The organism is Acinetobacter sp. V116_7, from assembly GCF_056735735.1.
Map to the genome: position 1 here is coordinate 749,590 of NZ_JBWZIF010000028.1, position 17,551 is coordinate 767,140.

The 17,551-nt window shown below is 37.6% G+C and carries 17 protein-coding genes; 8 read left to right on the forward strand and 9 right to left on the reverse strand.

What is annotated here, in order from left to right:
* Window positions 1-32: 32 nt before the first annotated feature.
* Window positions 33-1,451 carry an iron-containing redox enzyme family protein gene (locus AC1PJP_RS17535; protein ID WP_416696691.1) on the reverse strand — a complete coding sequence of 473 codons (1,419 nt, stop codon included), beginning with the start codon at window positions 1,449-1,451 and terminating at the stop codon, window positions 33-35.
* Between the two features lie 316 nt (window positions 1,452-1,767).
* Between AC1PJP_RS17535 and AC1PJP_RS17540 the strand changes: the two genes are divergently transcribed.
* From AC1PJP_RS17540 to AC1PJP_RS17550, 3 genes are all read left to right on the forward strand, one after another.
* Window positions 1,768-2,244: a CinA family protein gene (locus tag AC1PJP_RS17540; RefSeq protein ID WP_312321717.1), complete on the forward strand. Its 477-nt coding sequence runs from the start codon at window positions 1,768-1,770 to the stop codon at window positions 2,242-2,244.
* A gap of 280 nt (window positions 2,245-2,524) precedes the next feature.
* Complete coding sequence (locus AC1PJP_RS17545) at window positions 2,525-2,740, forward strand: hypothetical protein (protein ID WP_005304252.1); 216 nt, start codon at window positions 2,525-2,527, stop codon at window positions 2,738-2,740.
* 115 nt (window positions 2,741-2,855) lie between these two features.
* The gene (locus AC1PJP_RS17550) at window positions 2,856-3,173 is read left to right on the forward strand and encodes a hypothetical protein (RefSeq protein WP_004793048.1); all 318 of its coding nucleotides are present in this window, start codon (window positions 2,856-2,858) and stop codon (window positions 3,171-3,173) included.
* Window positions 3,174-3,263: 90 nt separating this feature from the next.
* Here the strand turns inward: AC1PJP_RS17550 and AC1PJP_RS17555 are convergent, their stop codons facing one another.
* Both AC1PJP_RS17555 and AC1PJP_RS17560 read right to left on the reverse strand, forming a co-directional pair.
* A complete protein-coding gene (locus tag AC1PJP_RS17555; protein ID WP_199944894.1) occupies window positions 3,264-3,692 on the reverse strand; it encodes a hypothetical protein in 429 nt (142 codons plus the stop codon).
* Between the two features lie 266 nt (window positions 3,693-3,958).
* Window positions 3,959-4,105 (reverse strand): hypothetical protein, encoded by a 147-nt coding sequence (locus AC1PJP_RS17560; protein ID WP_005304246.1) that lies wholly within the window; start codon window positions 4,103-4,105, stop codon window positions 3,959-3,961.
* Between the two features lie 904 nt (window positions 4,106-5,009).
* Here AC1PJP_RS17560 and AC1PJP_RS17565 point away from each other — a divergent pair.
* Window positions 5,010-5,312, forward strand: coding sequence for a hypothetical protein (locus tag AC1PJP_RS17565; RefSeq protein WP_416667470.1), 303 nt, complete (start codon window positions 5,010-5,012; stop codon window positions 5,310-5,312).
* Here the strand turns inward: AC1PJP_RS17565 and AC1PJP_RS17570 are convergent.
* Window positions 5,305-6,210: a LysR family transcriptional regulator gene (locus tag AC1PJP_RS17570; protein ID WP_479767892.1), complete on the reverse strand. Its 906-nt coding sequence runs from the start codon at window positions 6,208-6,210 to the stop codon at window positions 5,305-5,307. The two genes, AC1PJP_RS17565 and AC1PJP_RS17570, sit on opposite strands and share 8 nt — an antisense overlap.
* Before the next feature lie 111 nt (window positions 6,211-6,321).
* Here AC1PJP_RS17570 and AC1PJP_RS17575 point away from each other — a divergent pair, with 111 nt between their 5' ends.
* The gene (locus AC1PJP_RS17575) at window positions 6,322-7,560 is read left to right on the forward strand and encodes an SGNH/GDSL hydrolase family protein (protein ID WP_479767893.1); all 1,239 of its coding nucleotides are present in this window, start codon (window positions 6,322-6,324) and stop codon (window positions 7,558-7,560) included.
* Between the two features lie 49 nt (window positions 7,561-7,609).
* On the opposite strand, the gene AC1PJP_RS17580 is transcribed toward AC1PJP_RS17575, so the two are convergent.
* From AC1PJP_RS17580 to AC1PJP_RS17600, 5 genes are all read right to left on the reverse strand, one after another.
* Window positions 7,610-8,965, reverse strand: coding sequence for an aromatic acid/H+ symport family MFS transporter (locus tag AC1PJP_RS17580; RefSeq protein WP_479767895.1), 1,356 nt, complete (start codon window positions 8,963-8,965; stop codon window positions 7,610-7,612).
* Between the two features lie 100 nt (window positions 8,966-9,065).
* Window positions 9,066-10,349 carry a DcaP family trimeric outer membrane transporter gene (locus AC1PJP_RS17585; RefSeq protein ID WP_416715835.1) on the reverse strand — a complete coding sequence of 428 codons (1,284 nt, stop codon included), beginning with the start codon at window positions 10,347-10,349 and terminating at the stop codon, window positions 9,066-9,068.
* 278 nt (window positions 10,350-10,627) lie between these two features.
* Entirely contained in the window at window positions 10,628-11,299 is a 672-nt protein-coding gene (locus AC1PJP_RS17590; protein WP_416715662.1) for a class I SAM-dependent methyltransferase, read from the reverse strand.
* 71 nt (window positions 11,300-11,370) lie between these two features.
* Window positions 11,371-13,065, reverse strand: a complete 1,695-nt coding sequence (locus AC1PJP_RS17595) for an AMP-binding protein (RefSeq protein ID WP_416715663.1) — start codon at window positions 13,063-13,065, stop codon at window positions 11,371-11,373.
* A 109-nt stretch (window positions 13,066-13,174) separates the two neighbouring features.
* Complete coding sequence (locus tag AC1PJP_RS17600; RefSeq protein WP_004793061.1) at window positions 13,175-13,792, reverse strand: TetR/AcrR family transcriptional regulator; 618 nt, start codon at window positions 13,790-13,792, stop codon at window positions 13,175-13,177.
* 144 nt (window positions 13,793-13,936) lie between these two features.
* Between AC1PJP_RS17600 and AC1PJP_RS17605 the strand changes: the two genes are divergently transcribed.
* The 3 genes from AC1PJP_RS17605 to AC1PJP_RS17615 are packed head-to-tail and all read left to right on the forward strand — an operon-like array spanning window position 13,937 to window position 17,548.
* A complete protein-coding gene (locus AC1PJP_RS17605) occupies window positions 13,937-15,109 on the forward strand; it encodes an isovaleryl-CoA dehydrogenase (RefSeq protein ID WP_416715664.1) in 1,173 nt (390 codons plus the stop codon).
* 24 nt (window positions 15,110-15,133) lie between these two features.
* Window positions 15,134-16,735 carry a carboxyl transferase domain-containing protein gene (locus tag AC1PJP_RS17610; protein ID WP_151826543.1) on the forward strand — a complete coding sequence of 534 codons (1,602 nt, stop codon included), beginning with the start codon at window positions 15,134-15,136 and terminating at the stop codon, window positions 16,733-16,735.
* A 9-nt stretch (window positions 16,736-16,744) separates the two neighbouring features.
* The gene (locus tag AC1PJP_RS17615) at window positions 16,745-17,548 is read left to right on the forward strand and encodes an enoyl-CoA hydratase/isomerase family protein (RefSeq protein WP_077165861.1); all 804 of its coding nucleotides are present in this window, start codon (window positions 16,745-16,747) and stop codon (window positions 17,546-17,548) included.
* The last annotated feature ends 3 nt before the right edge of the window (window positions 17,549-17,551 follow it).

Here is a 17,551-nt window from a genome sequence, read left to right on the forward strand (position 1 = left end):
TTAAAGTTAAACGTGGGGTGAATTAAAAAACTTCAAGAGTTAGTTTTGTTAAAGGAACTTAAATATGGAAAAAGGAGTTCGACGTATTTACGAGTGCTCCAAAGTCCAATGCTTTTATGGTGTGAATCGGGGGCCAAAAATGGAGTTAGCTTGCATATTTTTATAGCAAGATCATGTGATTTCTGAACACGCTCTTGGAGTGCATCCAGTTCGCCATCCGAAATATAACTAAAGAGATAATCTTGAATACGCTGGCTATTCTTTAATTCCCTGCTATAAGCCAAGAAGTTAGAAGAATGATCACTACCAGCAATCCAGTCATGAATAATTTGACGTTCTACAGGGTTAAATACCCCAAACATTTTTCCATTTTCTTCATTAATCATTCGCCAGAACACACTCTGTTCAGGGTCGGTATTAAATTTAATCCACTTGTGATCAATAAGATGTGTAACTAGCCCTTTAACGTCTTCTGGATTTGATAACCATTGGTTAATCGTTTTACATCCAAACTGTCTAGTTTCGTTATGAATGAGCTGACCCACGAGCGCTTTTCTTTTTAAAATTTTAAGCACTAAATCTTCAAGATTTAAATTTTTAATAATTTTTGAAGACGAAACACCATGACCATTAAGCGCAAAACCGCGCTTCAATTTATTAAAGAAAAGTTCTTTATCTCTATATTTATCGTAAATATTTTCTATAACTTTAATTGCTTTATCTGCATGCCCGTTATCAATGTTATCGATAGTGATGTGCAAATTAAAATATTTAGAATCGATGCCTAGTTCGGCAAGCTCATAATTACTGATGAGTAGATGCAGTGGCAGTTGCTCATAACCTAAATTAAAGCCGACAATTTCAGGAATGAACTCAGGTGGAGCATAACCAAGTGCCAGCTGAATCACGGCATTATGATAATATTCATCTTCTAATAGCAGATCAAAACTATCGAGTCCGAGACTACGTAGCAAGTCATCATAGATACAGACATGGTTTGCTTTCGGCTCACCTAACCCCAGCTCTTCCAAATAAGTAATAATGAGGTCATGAAAAACCGGATCATTCCAGTAGTGAACTGAACTATATAGCCATGCACCATCTACTTTTTTAGTTGGGGAAACCTTAATTAAAAATTCGAATGCCTGACCAACATTCTTAAAATACTCTCTCTCACCCCCGTTTTGTCTACGGTTTAGGTAAGTCTGAAATAATTCACAATTTTCTTTATTATCGTTTTCACACCATTGTTTAACCGTATTTATAGTTGCAGGAAAATCAATTTCCTTTTGATCTATTTTATCAATTTCTTTATTAAGAAAATCTCTTGCTTTCTTTTCTTTTTCAAAACTAGAAATATCAGGATCAAGGAAAAAAACAAATAATTCGTAATAGTTTTGTTGATTATCTTGTAATAAGTCTAATAATCTTTCTTTCACTACAACAGGCATTTCTATTCTCCTTTAGTGAGATATAAACTACCATACTTCAGCCAAACTATAATCCCAGCCTATCTTTGTTATATTACGTTATTAAGAAATAACCCATAATTTTAAAATCATTAAATTTCAATTAGATAAAAAATAACACAAAATTACATTCTCACCTTTAGAATTATTTAAGCATCTGTTTTTATAAAAAATATATAAATAATAAATTTTAATTACACTTGAGTTACTTTGAAAATCATAAAGTTTAAAAACTTAACAAAAATAAATTAAAAATAATCTTATAACTAAATTAAAAACAGTTTTAAGGAGAAAACTAATGTTTAATTCATGTTGCAAATTACTCGCACAAGAAAAAATTAAAATTGCACTTTTTGAAAGCGCTTCGGCGGGCTATTTAGCTTATCGCTTCTCTTTAAGTCCCTATTCAGGTGATATTCTTATTGGAAGCTTAGTCAGCTATGACTTACGTGTCAAAGAAAATACACTTCATATCTCACCTGAACTTATTGAAAAATATACACCTGAATCGATGGAAGTCACTGTGGAAATGATCAAAAAAGGCAAAGAACTCCTACATGCCGATCTTTATATTGCCTGCACAGGCCTCTTAAAAAAGGGAGGGTCTGAGACTAAAGAAAAACCAGTAGGCACCTTTTTTTATTCTATTTATTATAAAAATAATTTTTACAACTTTAGACGACTATTTAAAGGGCTACCATGTCTTAAAATTAGACAACTTATTTATTGCATTTCTAAAGATATAGAATACATAATATTAGATAATAAAAAATAAATTCATTTTAATAAAAGATAACATATACACATTTAGAAATGACCATAGCATTTATTTAACACCACTTTACTCAAATGTAATTTTATCTATCTTCATATTAATTATGTTTATCGATAAAAGTTACATTTTATAGAAATCAAGGTTTTATTTATTTTTCAAAGTTACAGTTAAATATAGGGTAACACCCGAAGGCTACACATTAAAATTTTTCATGTTTTAATAAACCTATCTGAAGCTCTCAGATAAAACACACATCATAAATGATATGAGGTAATTAAAGATGAGCACTACTAATAATCAAAGCAATCAACGCGATAATCAACAGCAACAACAACAGCAAAATGACAACCGCAACAATCAGCAACAGCCAAACGGCAATCAACAGCAACAAAACAATCAGCAACAACAGCAAAATGACAATCGCCGCCAACAACAAGGCTCGAATCAAAAAGATTCAGGCCAACAAAACTCAAATAACAATAATCAGCAACGCTAATCCGATGCTGACTTAAATGTCATTTGATGCGGTCATTCATTTTATTTAGGAAGGTGCCCTCACCTTCCTAAATTTACCATAAGCATAAAATTAAATAATAGATGAGGAAAAACTGATGACAGATCAAAATAGCGATCACGCACGACTGCCAGCCGGCGACCATAATTATTCTGACACTTATTGGCGCGAAAGTTACCTTACTCGTCCTTATTATCAAGAAGCTCAGCTTACTACTCCCGATCTCGATTATGACCGAGACTTTTCGACAGCCTATGAATTAGGTCATCGTGCACGTGCTGAATCGGAACAAGGCACTCAATTTGAAGATGTCGAAGGCGGTTTGGAACAAAAATGGGAAGAACTTAAAGCTGAATCTCGTTTAAAATGGGAACATGCTAAACAAGCAATTAAAGATGCATGGAATGGAAGATAAGTTGTTTTTATAACATTCTCTTTTGGTCCAAAAACTAAGAGCCTATTTCCGATTGGCCCTCGGAAATAGGCTTTTTTTATATGCCACTATTTAACTTTCTTTTTTCTTAAAATATTCAATAATTTCTTCTCCATTATTGACTGGTTTTACTGGAGAAGAAAGTGTTTCTTCATAGGCGTAGTCAGGTAAAGCAACTTTAGTCTGAATTGGCGGTAATTTTTCTTGTCCGCCTGTAGTAATTCTTTCAATAAAACCTGCAAGCCACAGCACAAATTCTTGTGTATTTTTACTCTTTGGAATAAGGCTTAAATCCAATTTAATTTTAGATTCCTGTAAGGGTTTAATCAGTAAGTCAGCAAAATCAATGTAATTGTATAAAAGCTTAAGCTTTGTCCCCTTAAGCTCATGTCTGAGTTCAATCATCAAATTGTTAAGGTCCTCCATAGGCTCATCTGTAAAGCCTTTTTTCTCTTTAACATTTTGATAGATTTTCTCAGCTATTCTTAAGTACTGGGGCATATCCTTACCTTTATAAAACTCTCATCATTAAAATGAATTTTGGATGAATATAAGTAATTTATTGTGTTTATTTTATTAATTTTTTGAAACTATAATTTAATAGCGAAACAATTCAGTAACAACAAGTTATTCAAAAGATAACATCAATCTAATTCATTGATTAATTTTATCTTTTTATATAATTATCTTTTTTATTGTGTCACATGTTTTATAGAAATTAACGATAAGAAAACTCACGTAAAAGTGAGTTTTCTTAGATGAAATAATTATGAGTTTTTATCCATTTGTTGTGGAACAGTTGGATCATTAGAGCCATGTGTTCCATCATCATCTGTTGAATGTCGATCTTGGCAAGCGCTCATACCCATCGCGATTGCAAATACCATGCTTACTGCACAAAAAATTCTTAACATTGAGATCACCCTGATTAATCTTAAGATGTAAGCTTATGAATAACATTATCTTCTGTTGACCTACCGCAGTGGTTCTCTTAACTTTTGTAGATTATGCAAGCTTTTGTAAAAATCAAAATTAAATAAATGATCAAAAAATATCATTCTTGCAATTGATATTTTAATTAAATTTTGGCATTAGCTAATTATTTCAGATTGTCATATTCATGAAAGTAAAATTATTCATCCTTTCCGAGTTTGTGTCTTATTAAGTCAATGATTACAAACAATATATAAATTAACAATTAATAAATATTTGATATATAAACATTAAAACTCAATTATAAAGATTAGGTATAATAATTAATCAAACCTTTAAATACCAAATAATCAGTTATTTTATTAATCAAAATTTAAAAATATTAATATTTGTTTATATAAACCAATCTTTTATTTTTGCAATTGACCCGCTTTAATGCTCAGCTTATGATGCTCCGGCTGACCTATTTTGTCAGTCGGTTTTAGCAGACCGTCTACCTAAGTGCACTAAAAACACGTTTTTTGGTGTGGAGCCCCTCGTGCCTTTGACGGAGGAACGGGAGTGGGACACCTTCGGGTGTGCTGGTTTCTTAGGTATCAGTCTGCTAACCCTCTTTCGTTTCACCACCATAATTAATAGCAGTGATTGGGCGTAACTTCTTTTATCAAGGAGTCTCTAATGACTATTATTTTATATCATTTTATTTTTCTTCATCTTTATTATCTTATCGTTCAGCTTAAAACACTTTTAAAGAATTCCTACCATCTTTTTACCTATCCAAACTTTTATCTTTATACGGAAAAAATCTCAAGATTTAACGCCAATTAAAGATTAGAACATCTCTATACCAAATCGAACGATAACAACAACCAACTAAGAGCAATTATGATGTTTTTTTTATATCGTATTGTTTTAATGAGCATCCTATTAATAAGTTCTATAAGTTTATTAGGTTGCAGATCTATCAGTAAAAATGAATTTAACAGGCATTGTGTTTGGGCAGGACGCGCACTTTCACAATGTAATTGTATTTATAACTCTTTAGAAGAACATTATTCGCCACAATTTGTAGAAAACTTACCTAAAGTAAGCTTACAAAATATTGATGCGGATAAGCACTTTGTGGAAACAATGAATGAAACCATGCACCAATGTCAGTTAAGTGCCAGAAAAAACTTAATTAACTAATCTTTGCCTGCTCTACCAAGAAATCTAAAAATGCCCTTACACGTTTAGGGACATATTTGTCATGTCCTATCCAAACAGCATGAAATTCTTCAGAAGCATTGATATTCCAGTCTTCAAGAATTTTAACCAATAGTTTTTGCTCTAGCGCTTTTCGAACTTGGAATTCATTAAGCTGTGCAACGCCAACACCTGCAAGCGCTAATTGTAAGATTGCTTCTCCATGATTTACTCTCAGGACTTGAGTAGGTGCAAGTGTGATTTCTTGCTCGTCTCTTTTAAAAAACCATGTTTTATTCTGACGCTGATAACTTACATCTAAAAGCTGATGTTCATAAAGCTCTTCTGGGTGCTGCGGACAACCATACTTTTCAATATATGCAGGTGAACAGACATAATGTTTCTGCGTGCTTCCGAGTGAGCGAGCAACCAAATTTGAGCTTTTTAAAGGCCCTGTCCGAATTGCAACATCAATCCGTTGCTCAACTAAATTAATGACTTCATCACTCAAATGAGCCTCTAATTCAATTTGTGGATAGCACTCGTTAAATCGAGAAATACAAGGCAATAAAAAATGCGTCCAATATGAAAGACTGGTATGAATTCTAATTCGCCCTTGCGGCATGTGATTTGCAGTAACTGATTGCTCTAGTTCATCTAAGTTATTGAGTATATGAATGCCTTGCTCATAAAACTGACATCCTTCACTGGTAAGCTGAAACTGGCGTGTTGAACGGTTAAGCAATCTAACGCCAAGTCTTTTTTCCAACCGAGAAATTAACTTACTGACCGCAGACGGCGTCATGTCACAAGCTCTTGCAACGGCAGAGAAACTCCCAAGCTCGACCACTCGAATAAAAATTGCCAACTCGCCAGACCGATTAATATCAAAATATGACATAACAAAAGCCATTTATGAATTTCATTCACAAATCTTATTCCGCTTATGTCGCTATAACAAGCCAGCAATTTGTTTCAAGATAACTTTAATTCGTTTTAAAGAGTTCACGAGATGAAACTTTATCAACCCGCCCTATTCTCTCTCGTTTTATTTACGAGCTTTGCACAAGCAGAAGTACAAAAGAGCCAATGGATTACCACTTGGGCAGCCAGCCCCCAAAAAGTCTGGAATAAAGATTTCGTTTTCCCGACCAATATTCCAGAGCAAATATCTAATCAGACCATCAAACAAATCAGCCAAATTAGTTTAGGTGGTGAAGCTGTTAGGCTTGTCTTTACAAATCAATATGGGAATCAACCGTTATCTATTGATAAAACAACTGTGGGAATATTCAAAGGACAAAGTCTAAAAGCTAAGAGTGCTTATCCTGTTTATTTTTCTGGGAAACTTAAAGCACAAATTTTACCTGGCAAACAACTGATTAGTGATCCAATCCAATTACCAGTTCCCGATCATGCACAGTTAATGGTAAATAGCTTTATTCAAAAGCCGACTACATTTAAAACTTTTCATTGGGATGCGAAACAAACCAGTTGGATTATTGCTGGCAACCAGACCGCGAACTTAAATACGCCCAGCAGTGCCAAAACAACAACTGCTCGATTATTATTATCGGCTATTGAAGTAAAACCGAAGCGTAAAGCACACGTTGTTGCAGTCATTGGAGACTCAATTACCGACGGCGCAACTGCAACTCTAGATGCAAATACGAGATGGACTGACTTTTTAGCAAAGCGCTTATCTGCACATCACGTGGCAGTCATTAATAGTGGAATTTCAGGGAATCGGTTACTTACAGACGGTATGGGCGAGAGTGCTTTAAAACGTTTAAACAGTGAAGTGTTTCAATACTCAGGTGTTAAAACTTTAATTATTTTAGTTGGTATTAATGATATTTCATGGCCCGGTACAGCTTTTGCACCTAAACAACGAATGCCGTCGTTTGAAACCTTAACTGAAGGTTATAAACGTGTTGTAGATAAAGCTCATGGGCAAGGTATTCAAGTGATTGGGGCGACGTTACTTCCCTTTTCAGGCGCTTTACCCAATACACCTTTAGATAACTATTATCAGCCTAACAAAGATGAATTACGCCAGCGCATTAATCACTGGATCAGAACCAGTAAAACATTTGACGGGGTTCTTGATCTTGAGCAAGGCTTAAAAGATTCAAAACATTCTGACCGATTAAATCCAATTTATGATTCTGGAGATCATTTACATCCTAATGATCGCGGTAATCAACAAATGGCAAATCTGGTTGATTTAAACCAGCTAGTTAACAAATAAAACGTCCAGATACGGGTAGGAATTTGTTTCCTACCTGTATCCATATGGATTAATTACCCTCTAGTTCAGCAGAGAGTTTTGGAGCAATAATTTTTTCTTCAACAGCATGTCGTCGCAGAACCATAACAGCGAAAAGCGCCAAAATTGCAGGGATTGCGATCATCACGAAATTCATCTTATGTGGCAATTCTAATACTAATAACATGCCCGTTAAGATTGGACCAACAATTGCCCCAATACGACCAACACCAGAAGCACAGCCAATCCCAGTAGAGCGCACACTCAATGGATAATATTGTGCAACGTAGCTATAAAGCAGAATTGAGGTCCCAATCGTTGCAGCACCTGCAACAGTAACCAAACCATATAAAACATAGGCTGGAGACTTAAAGCCTAAACCGATTAATGCTAAAACACCCGCCAGTAGCATTCCCATAATTACCGGTTTTAAATGGAATTTATCAGACAAAATACCGCCACCAATTGAACCGATCATTGCGCCAACATTTAGAGCAAGCAAGAATAAAATACTCTTTCCAAGTGAATACCCTGCTGCCAGCATGAGTTTTGGTAACCAGCTACTTAAGGCATACACCATGAGTAAGCACATGAAAAATACGAGCCAGAACATGAGTGTATTGAAGGCACGACCTTGTTGAAATAATCTCTTTACAGAACTGCCTGTGGGAACATTATCTTCATTAAGCACTAATTGCGTATTGATCGTTAGTGTTTGTTCAGGTGAAATTTTTTGAATAATTTTATGTGCCTGTTCAGTTTTACCTGTTTTAACTAAAAAAGTTAAAGACTCGGGTAAAAACTTCCAAATGACAGGTAATAAAAATAGTGGAATACCGGCAATTAAAAACATAATTTGCCACCCCTTACTTTCAACCAAATAACTACCAATTAAGGCTGAAAGAATTCCCCCAATCGCATAACCACTAAACATGGTCCCTACCAGAGTACTGCGTATACGTTTCGGTGCGTATTCAGAGGTTAAAGCAACTAGATTTGGCATGACCCCACCAATACCTAGCCCCGCCAAGAACCGAAGCACCCCAAATTCAAGTGGGCTTGATGCAAAAGCACCTAAAAAGGTAAAACCACTAAAAAGAGTGACACAAATTAAAATCACATTTTTACGGCCTATTTTGTCTGCCAAAGTTCCAAAGAACATTGCCCCAAACATCATTCCGCATAGTGCTGTACTTGCTAACATCCCCGCTTGTACAGCTGTTAACGACCACTCTTGCATGAGCAAAGGCAGTACAACGCCATAAATCACCAGATCATAACCATCAAAAACAATAATTAATAAACACCAAAGCAAAATGCTCCAGTGAAAAGGGGTAAATCGGGCCTGATCAATAACTTCATTTACATTTAATTTAGATGTTGTCATTTACTCACCTCCTCTGTGAGATAAATTCATATTTAATTTTTTAAAACGACATATTGCACCCTAAAGAAAAAACAGATTATTCAAGGTCTTGTTGAATAAATTAAAAGTCATAACTTGCCATCATATTGAAGCGGTTATCAATCCCGTTACGGCCATCAAAAGTTTCTCGCTCGCCATACACATATTCGACCCCCAAGGTAATTGGCTTGTAAGGGTTATACAGTGCATTTACCCAACCCTGCCAAAGCTCTTTGTTTTGAGTGGTGCTATTACGTTGTAATTCGGCAAAACGGTTGTCATCTTTGGCTTTCATATAGCCATAAGCTAAGGTTGAACGAATTTGTGGCGTAAATTGATGAGTAATACCCAAAGAAACGGTGTCAAATTCATTGCTATGCATATTATTTTGATCATCTATTGCATAGCCGCTATTACTCCATAGCAAGAAACGCCCATCTCCTTTGACATGGTAGTAATCGGCTTTGAGTAAGGTATCAGGGGTAATTTGATATTTACCTCCGAAGCCCACACCCCAAGCGACTTGCTCATCATTATTCGTTCTTTTTTCGGCAACTAAACTACGGGCAGATAACATCGAACCATTGGCAAATTTATGATTTAAGCGTCCTACCAAAGCTGGTAAGCGCATTTTATTATCTGGGTCAGTTGTTGCAGTATATTTCGGGTCTTCAACCGATATTGCAAAACTCGTATTGGCAGTTAAGTTATCGCTATAGCGTACAAGCGGTGATCTTAATAATGCACTGCCTACAAATGTGCCTGCATCAATCGTTTCCGGATAATATTCAGGTGCGATAAATGTTGACCACGTTTGACCGATGAGCCATTTATCAAACGTTAAATAAGCATGGCGTATCCGAAACTGATCACGAGTTGCAGCTCCAAAGAAGTCCATTTCCAATTTCCCGCCTACATCACCCACAGCAGTAGGGGTTTTAAAATTCAACCCGAAACGTGTCACATTAACGGTACTGTGTAATTGGTCTTTTTGAGCAGATTCTTCTGGCGTATTTTCGAGTGGAACCCCACTAATATTGTTATACATGGTAGAAGCCCCCTTCATTTGATAAGAAGCATCTGCCCGTATATAACCGTATAAATTAAATTCCGCGCCAGACTTAGTTAACACTTGTTTTGTAGGCTGAGCAGCTTGGGGCGTTATAGAAGTTGCTAGCTCCACTTTTTGTTGCGATAAAGATTTTTGAGCTTGCATGTTGGCTTGTAGCATAGCCCGTAGTTCTTTCACTTCTTGGCGAAGTTGTTCTATTTCAGGATCTGTTTGACCTGCAAAAGCAGAAGACACAAACAGGGTCACAGAAACTGCCAATAGGCTTTTTTGAACCGTTGTATTTAAAGCATTTATCATAAAACTTTCCTTTTTTGATCTTTAATTAGACTTAAAGATCTCGACATCCTTTTTGTTATATACCTATCTAAAACAGGCTCTTAAACATCAGACTTTCTTCCTCTAGAAAGTCTTCCTCATATTTTTTAGATAAAACCTCCCTTAAGCAGCATTGAGGCCACTTTTTAATGTGTTATAGGTAAAGCTAGTTCTTCTAATTTTTTTCGTTTTTTATATTCTCATCCTCATTGAGAATATTTAGGTGTTAAGACAACATTCCTTTGTCTCTACTGACATTATTTTTTTGCAATAAAACCCTGATAAGTCAAAATCTGCGTATATGGCTGTACGCTCTCGAAACCAGTCTTTTGCAAAAGTTTGATATATCCTTCAGTGGTTAAGCTAAAAAAGTCTTGTGCCATACGCTCTAACATTTTCTGACATTGGTCTTCCGTTAAACCTTGATCCAAGCATAAATAACGTAGTGCTTGAAGCTGCTGTGGGTTTACACACGTCATTAAATCGTAAGTAAGTAAAACCGCTTTTTCCTTTAAGCGATCATAAATATCTTTAAAAAAAACGGGTTTTATGTCATCTGCAATAAAATGAGCCACGAGAATAGAAAGTGCAGCATCAAAGCAATTTTCCAGAGGCAAAGCCGAAGTTTCACCGTGAACAAAGGTTACTTGTGAAGATTTATCTAAAAGTTCAACCTGTTCCTGAGCTTTTTGCAGCATGGTCAAAGATGGATCAACTGCTGTAAATTTCCAGTTCGGATGTCGTTTAAGTAAATATTCAAGTTCATACCCCGTACCACAGCCCACAATTAAGATATGAGTATGAGGTTTCAACAGCGATTGCAAAATGGCGTCCACCTGTTGATGGATGACTTCATAACCTGGAATTAATTTACGAATATGTTCGTCATATCCTTCGACTACCTTTGGGCTATTAAAGTCTTTTGCCATTTTGCTTATCCTCTATTTAAACTGCCTTTTAATTTATAGTTTGCTGCACTTTGAACGGGCCTTCGACTTCTTTAGTCAAAGACATTTCCAGTTAAATTAAGCTCAGCTCGCATAATTTCCTGCAATTTAAACTTTTGTGCTTTGCCTGAAGCAGTCATTGGAAACTCATTAAAGAATCGGACATAACGCGGTACTTTATTATGAGAGATGTGCTCTTTGCAGAATTGGCGAATACTGTTTTCATCAATTTGATGATGTTCATGCAAAATAATACAAGCACAGAGTTCTTCACCATATCTGGCATCTGGCAAGCCAATGACTTGCACATCGCTTACATCGGGATGGGTATATAAAAAGTCTTCAATTTCTTTTGGAAAGAGGTTTTCTCCGCCACGAATCACCACATCTTTAATACGACCTTTAATTTTAATAAAACCATCTTGGTCCATTTCGGCAATATCACCCGTATGCATCCAGCCAGCTGAATCAATGACCTCTTTGGTCTTTTCTTCTTCGCCCCAATAGCCCGCCATCACTGAATAACCACGAACGCATAACTCACCTAAAGTCCCTTGCTGAACAATCTGCCCTTCTAAATCGACAATTTTAATTTCAACATGCGGATGAACATGCCCAACTGTGCTTACTCGTTTATCAATCGAATCATTTACCGAGCTTTGTACACTTACTGGCGAAGTTTCAGTCATGCCATAACAAATCGTGATTTCAGACATATGCATACGATCTATAACCCGCTGCATAATTTCACGTGGACAAGGACTACCTGCCATAATTCCTGTTCTTAAACTCGTCAGGTCAAACTCATTAAATTGCTCATGTTCTAAGGTTGCAATAAACATGGTCGGCACGCCATAAGCTGCCGTACAGCGTTCTTGATGAATCGCTTTTAAAGTTTCTAAAGGATTAAATACCGCCGATGGATAGACCATAGTTGCGCCATGCGTAACACATGCCAAATTCCCCATGACCATGCCGAAACAATGAAACAACGGCACAGAAATACAGACTTTATCTTGAGGGGTTAAACGAATGCCTTCCCCCACAAAATAACCATTATTTAAAATATTATGATGGGTCAACATGGTCCCTTTAGGGTTACCTGTTGTACCTGAAGTAAATTGGATATTAATGGTTTCATCAAACTGATGTTGCTTCGCTAATTGTTTTAATTGTTCTAGCTGTTCAGAAGTTGGTGTAGTAACTAAATCACTGAAGCGATAAATACCCGTATGTTGTTGGTCATCAATTTTAATGACAAATTTTAAATGTGGCAGTCGCGCTGAACTGAGCACTTTATCTGGACTGTTGGTTAACTCAGGGGCAATTTTTGTCAGTAATTCTTGATAATCAGTCGTTTTGAATTGAGAAGCAATAATCAATCCTTTGCATGAGACTTTATTCAACACATATTCAAGTTCATGGCTTTTATAAGCTGTATTCAGGTTAACTAAAATAATCCCTGCTTTAAAAGCTGCAAATTGAGTTACCGTCCATTCCACACAGTTAGGTGACCAGATCGCTAAGCGATCTCCTTTTTTTAATCCCAATTTTAAAAGGCTACAAGCAAAAGCGTTTACTTCATCCTGTAAAGCTTTATAGGTTAATCGTCTGTTTTGGTGGAAACTGACGATTGCTTCCTTTTCAGCATATTGCCGACAGGCCTGATCGAATTTTTCACCAATGGTCATACCCAATAAGGGCTGTGTGCTTGGTCCCGAGGCGTAGCTTAACCGTTCTTGTTGCATTGAATCATTCTCCTTGATTCTTCTAATTCTCTTCTTACCTGATCTAATTGTTGTTACTGCAACTACTTTTCCAAACCGCCTACTTTGTAATGTTTATCCTTTATATGCCCTATTTCTTCTGCACAGCATCTACACAAAAGTCAGCAATCTGTTTTGAAAAATAGTCTTTGTGCGCATGATCAAACTTTGTATTTTGAGCTGGGTCTAGGGGTTCAACCACCACATAGGTCATGGCACCGACAACACAAAGTGCGGCTGTGTTTAAATCATCCAAGACAAACTCACCACTTGCATTTCCATCCGCAAGTATTTTTTTAATACTTTGTTTAATCAATTGCTTCACACGAAAACGCTCATGTTCAACCGTTGAATCAACGGGTTCAAACATGAGTGAATATGCAAGCTGAGGACTATTCAGTGCCCGTTTTACAAAGGTTGCCACCGCCTTGTGTAATTTCTGCTTTGCCGATAACTCACTTTCGGTAATCGAATCAATCACCAATAGTTCTGTATTAATAGCCTCGGACAAAACTTCAATTAGCACTTGGCTTTTATTATCAAAGTAGCGATAAACCAGTCCACTAGATACACCCGCTTGCTCTGCAATTGTTTGTATTTGCGCGTCTTTAAATCCTCCCTCTGAAATTATTTTTCTGGCTGAATTCAAAATCGATTTACGATTTTGCTCCATCCGCTCTTGCATTAAAGATGATCGTTTATAGCTCATAATTTATTCTCTAACAAATAAAATGAATTGTAAATCATTTTATGAATCTGTATTCACTTTTTCAAAAAATCATTGTATGTTACTTATCAAATACCCACAAAATATTTTATGGACAACAAATATAACCAATAGGATGAAAATATCATGAACCTACGCAGCTTGAATTTCGGTCTAGATGAAACTTTAATTGCGCTTCAAGATTCGGTAGCCGCTTTTTGTGCAAAGGAAATTGCACCAATTGCCCAACAAGTTGATCAAGACAATAAATTCCCTGCACATCTCTGGAAAAAATTCGGAGATATGGGCCTTTTAGGCATGACGGTTTCTGAAGAATATGGCGGTGCCAATATGGGTTATTTAGCTCATATTATTGCTATGCAAGAAATTTCTCGTGCTTCGGCAGCCATTGGTTTGTCTTACGGTGCTCATTCTAATTTATGTGTAAACCAAATTAACCGTAACGGTAACGAGCAGCAAAAACAAAAGTATTTACCAAAATTGATTTCTGGTGAATATGTAGGTGCCCTTGCGATGTCTGAACCGAATGCGGGTTCTGATGTCGTTAGCATGAAATTACGTGCTGAACAAAAAGATGATCACTTCATTTTAAACGGTTCAAAAATGTGGATCACCAACGGCGGTGATGCAGATGTACTCGTGGTTTACGCTAAAACTGATCCACAAGCTGGCGCGAAAGGCATGACCGCTTTTTTAGTTGAAAAAGGCATGAAAGGCTTTAGTCACGGTAACCATTTAGACAAACTCGGTATGCGTGGCTCTAACACTTACCCGCTGTTCTTTGACAATGTGGAAGTACCTGCTGAAAACGTACTCGGTGGTGTTGGTAACGGCACAAAAGTACTGATGAGTGGTTTGGACTATGAACGTGCAGTTTTAAGTGCCGGACCTTTAGGTATTATGGATGCTTGTTTAGATGTGGTAATTCCATACTTACACCAACGTGAACAGTTTGGCCAAGCTTTAGGTGAATTCCAGCTTATGCAAGGCAAACTTGCCGATATGTATTCAACTTGGTTGGCATGTAAAGCTCTTGTCTATGCTGTTGGTGCTGCATGTGACAAAGCTGATCATGACCGCAGCCTACGTAAAGATGCTGCAAGTGCCATTTTATATTCTGCCGAAAAAGCGACATGGATGGCTGGTGAAGCAATTCAAACTTTAGGCGGTAATGGTTATATCAATGAATTCCCTGCTGGCCGTTTATGGCGCGACGCAAAACTTTATGAAATTGGTGCAGGAACTTCTGAAATTCGCCGCATGCTGATTGGCCGCGAACTCTTTAATGAAACCAAATAATAATTATAAATAAGGATGCATCTTATGAACCAATTACAAAGCAAGATTAATGTTCGAAGCGAAGACTTCAAAACAAACCAGCAAGCCATGCAAACATTGGTCACAGATCTCAAACAAGTTGCCCAGCGTATTGCTTTAGGTGGCGGTGAAAATGCCCGTCAAAAACATTTGGCTCGAGGTAAACTTTTACCCCGTGAACGTATTGATCAACTGATTGATGTCGGCACGGCATTTTTAGAAATTGGTCAGTTGGCAGCGTACAACGTTTATGAAGATGATGTTCCTGCTGCGGGTGTAATTGCGGGTATTGGTCAAGTCAACGGCATCACTTGCATGATCGTTGCCAACGATGCAACGGTTAAAGGCGGAACGTATTATCCCCTTACGGTTAAAAAGCATTTACGCGCACAAGAAATTGCTGAACAAAACCACTTGCCTTGTATTTATTTGGTAGATTCAGGCGGTGCCTATTTACCAATGCAAGATGAGGTTTTCCCAGACCGCGATCACTTCGGGCGTATTTTCTACAATCAAGCACGCATGTCGAGCCTAGGTATTGCCCAAATCGCTGTGGTAATGGGAAGCTGTACCGCAGGTGGTGCATATGTTCCAGCCATGTCTGATGAAACGATTATTGTACGTAATCAAGGTACGATTTTCTTAGGTGGACCTCCTCTTGTAAAAGCTGCGACTGGTGAAGTGGTAAGCAGTGAAGATTTAGGCGGTGGCGATGTACACACACGTCTTTCAGGTGTGGCTGACCATTTAGCTGAAAATGATGAGCATGCAATTGCGATTGCACGTAACATTGTCGCTAACCTCAATAAAAAGCCAAACGATTTAAATAAACAAGTTGATGAGCCACTGTTTGATGCATCGGAACTCTATGGTGTGGTACCAAGTGATGCGCGTAAACCTTTCGATGTACGTGAAGTGATTGCCCGCATTGTAGATGGTTCTCGTTTTGATGAGTTTAAAGCACGTTTTGGTTCAACACTCATTACCGGTTTCGCTTCGCTCTATGGCATGCCAGTCGGGATTATTGCCAATAACGGTATTTTATTCTCTGAGTCTGCACAAAAAGGTGCGCACTTTATTGAGCTATGTACTCAGCGCAATATTCCATTGTTATTCTTACAAAACATTACGGGCTTTATGGTTGGTCGCCAGTATGAAAATGAAGGAATTGCAAAAAACGGCGCCAAATTAGTGATGGCAGTTGCAACCGCAAATGTACCAAAACTCACTTTGATTATTGGTGGTTCGTTTGGTGCGGGTAACTACGGCATGTGTGGCCGCGCTTATTCACCACGCTTTTTATGGACTTGGCCGAACTCTCGTATTTCAGTGATGGGCGGCGAACAAGCAGCAAGCGTGCTGTCAACTTTAAAACGTGATCAGATTGAGCAAAAAGGTGCCGAGTGGTCACCTCAGCAAGAAGATGAATTTAAACAACCAATTCGTGAACAATACGAGCGTCAAGGTCATCCATATTATGCTTCTGCCCGTCTTTGGGATGACGGTGTAATTGACCCAGCGCAAACTCGCCAAGTACTTGGCTTAAGCCTTGCAGCTGCTATGAACGCTCCAATCCAGCCAACCAAATTTGGCGTGTTCCGCATGTAAGAGGTGTATATGAGCTATCAATTTTTACAACTCGAACAACAAGGTCAGGTTGCCTATGTTTGGCTGAACCGCCCTGAATTGCACAATGCTTTTAATACGACAGTCATTGAAGAACTACATGCCTGCTTTAAGCAAATCAATACACGTGATGATATTCGTGTTGTGGTTTTAGCTGGTCGCGGCAAAAGCTTTTCAGCAGGTGCCGACCTCAACTGGATGAAACAGGCAGGTCAAGCATCTTCAGCTGAAAATGAAGCAGATGCATTAAAACTTGCGCAAATGTTAGATGCACTCGCAACGCTTAAACAACCAACCATTGCTCGTGTGCATGGAATTGCTTTTGGTGGTGGCATGGGTTTGGCATCGGCATGTGATATTTGCATTGCCAGTACTGATGCTAAGTTTGCAACTTCTGAGGTTCGTTTAGGACTTGCTCCGTCTACCATTAGTCCTTATGTGATTCGTGCGATTGGTGCAAGACAAGCCTCTCGTTACTTCTTAACTGCCGAGCGAATTTCAGCACGTGAAGCTAAACACATTGGTTTGGCACACGAAGTAGCAGATGCCGAAGATTTAGATAAAAAAGTTCAAGAAATTATTGATGCTCTATTACTTGGTGGCCCGCACGCTCAAGCGGCTTCAAAACAACTCATTCAAATGGTGAGCAACCAGACTATGAGTAATGACTTGCTGCAACAGACAGCACATCATATTGCTCAAGTTCGTCAAGGTAGCGAGGCAAAAGAGGGTCTAAGTGCCTTTTTAAATAAGCAACAGCCTGCTTGGGTTTCTAACTCGAATAACAACAATTAAGGA

What these genes read in the sequence shown, in the direction of transcription:
- AC1PJP_RS17565 (WP_416667470.1), top strand. Translation starts at nt 5,010, where the DNA reads ATGATGTTTTTTTTATATCGTATTGTTTTAATGAGCATCCTATTAATA.
- AC1PJP_RS17540 (WP_312321717.1), top strand. Translation starts at nt 1,768, where the DNA reads ATGTTTAATTCATGTTGCAAATTACTCGCACAAGAAAAAATTAAAATT.
- AC1PJP_RS17555 (WP_199944894.1), bottom strand. Translation starts at nt 3,692, where the DNA reads ATGCCCCAGTACTTAAGAATAGCTGAGAAAATCTATCAAAATGTTAAA.
- AC1PJP_RS17615 (WP_077165861.1), top strand. Translation starts at nt 16,745, where the DNA reads ATGAGCTATCAATTTTTACAACTCGAACAACAAGGTCAGGTTGCCTAT.
- AC1PJP_RS17605 (WP_416715664.1), top strand. Translation starts at nt 13,937, where the DNA reads ATGAACCTACGCAGCTTGAATTTCGGTCTAGATGAAACTTTAATTGCG.
- AC1PJP_RS17580 (WP_479767895.1), bottom strand. Translation starts at nt 8,965, where the DNA reads ATGACAACATCTAAATTAAATGTAAATGAAGTTATTGATCAGGCCCGA.
- AC1PJP_RS17610 (WP_151826543.1), top strand. Translation starts at nt 15,134, where the DNA reads ATGAACCAATTACAAAGCAAGATTAATGTTCGAAGCGAAGACTTCAAA.
- AC1PJP_RS17590 (WP_416715662.1), bottom strand. Translation starts at nt 11,299, where the DNA reads ATGGCAAAAGACTTTAATAGCCCAAAGGTAGTCGAAGGATATGACGAA.
- AC1PJP_RS17550 (WP_004793048.1), top strand. Translation starts at nt 2,856, where the DNA reads ATGACAGATCAAAATAGCGATCACGCACGACTGCCAGCCGGCGACCAT.
- AC1PJP_RS17535 (WP_416696691.1), bottom strand. Translation starts at nt 1,451, where the DNA reads ATGCCTGTTGTAGTGAAAGAAAGATTATTAGACTTATTACAAGATAAT.
- AC1PJP_RS17560 (WP_005304246.1), bottom strand. Translation starts at nt 4,105, where the DNA reads ATGTTAAGAATTTTTTGTGCAGTAAGCATGGTATTTGCAATCGCGATG.
- AC1PJP_RS17545 (WP_005304252.1), top strand. Translation starts at nt 2,525, where the DNA reads ATGAGCACTACTAATAATCAAAGCAATCAACGCGATAATCAACAGCAA.
- AC1PJP_RS17595 (WP_416715663.1), bottom strand. Translation starts at nt 13,065, where the DNA reads ATGCAACAAGAACGGTTAAGCTACGCCTCGGGACCAAGCACACAGCCC.
- AC1PJP_RS17575 (WP_479767893.1), top strand. Translation starts at nt 6,322, where the DNA reads ATGAAACTTTATCAACCCGCCCTATTCTCTCTCGTTTTATTTACGAGC.
- AC1PJP_RS17570 (WP_479767892.1), bottom strand. Translation starts at nt 6,210, where the DNA reads ATGTCATATTTTGATATTAATCGGTCTGGCGAGTTGGCAATTTTTATT.
- AC1PJP_RS17600 (WP_004793061.1), bottom strand. Translation starts at nt 13,792, where the DNA reads ATGAGCTATAAACGATCATCTTTAATGCAAGAGCGGATGGAGCAAAAT.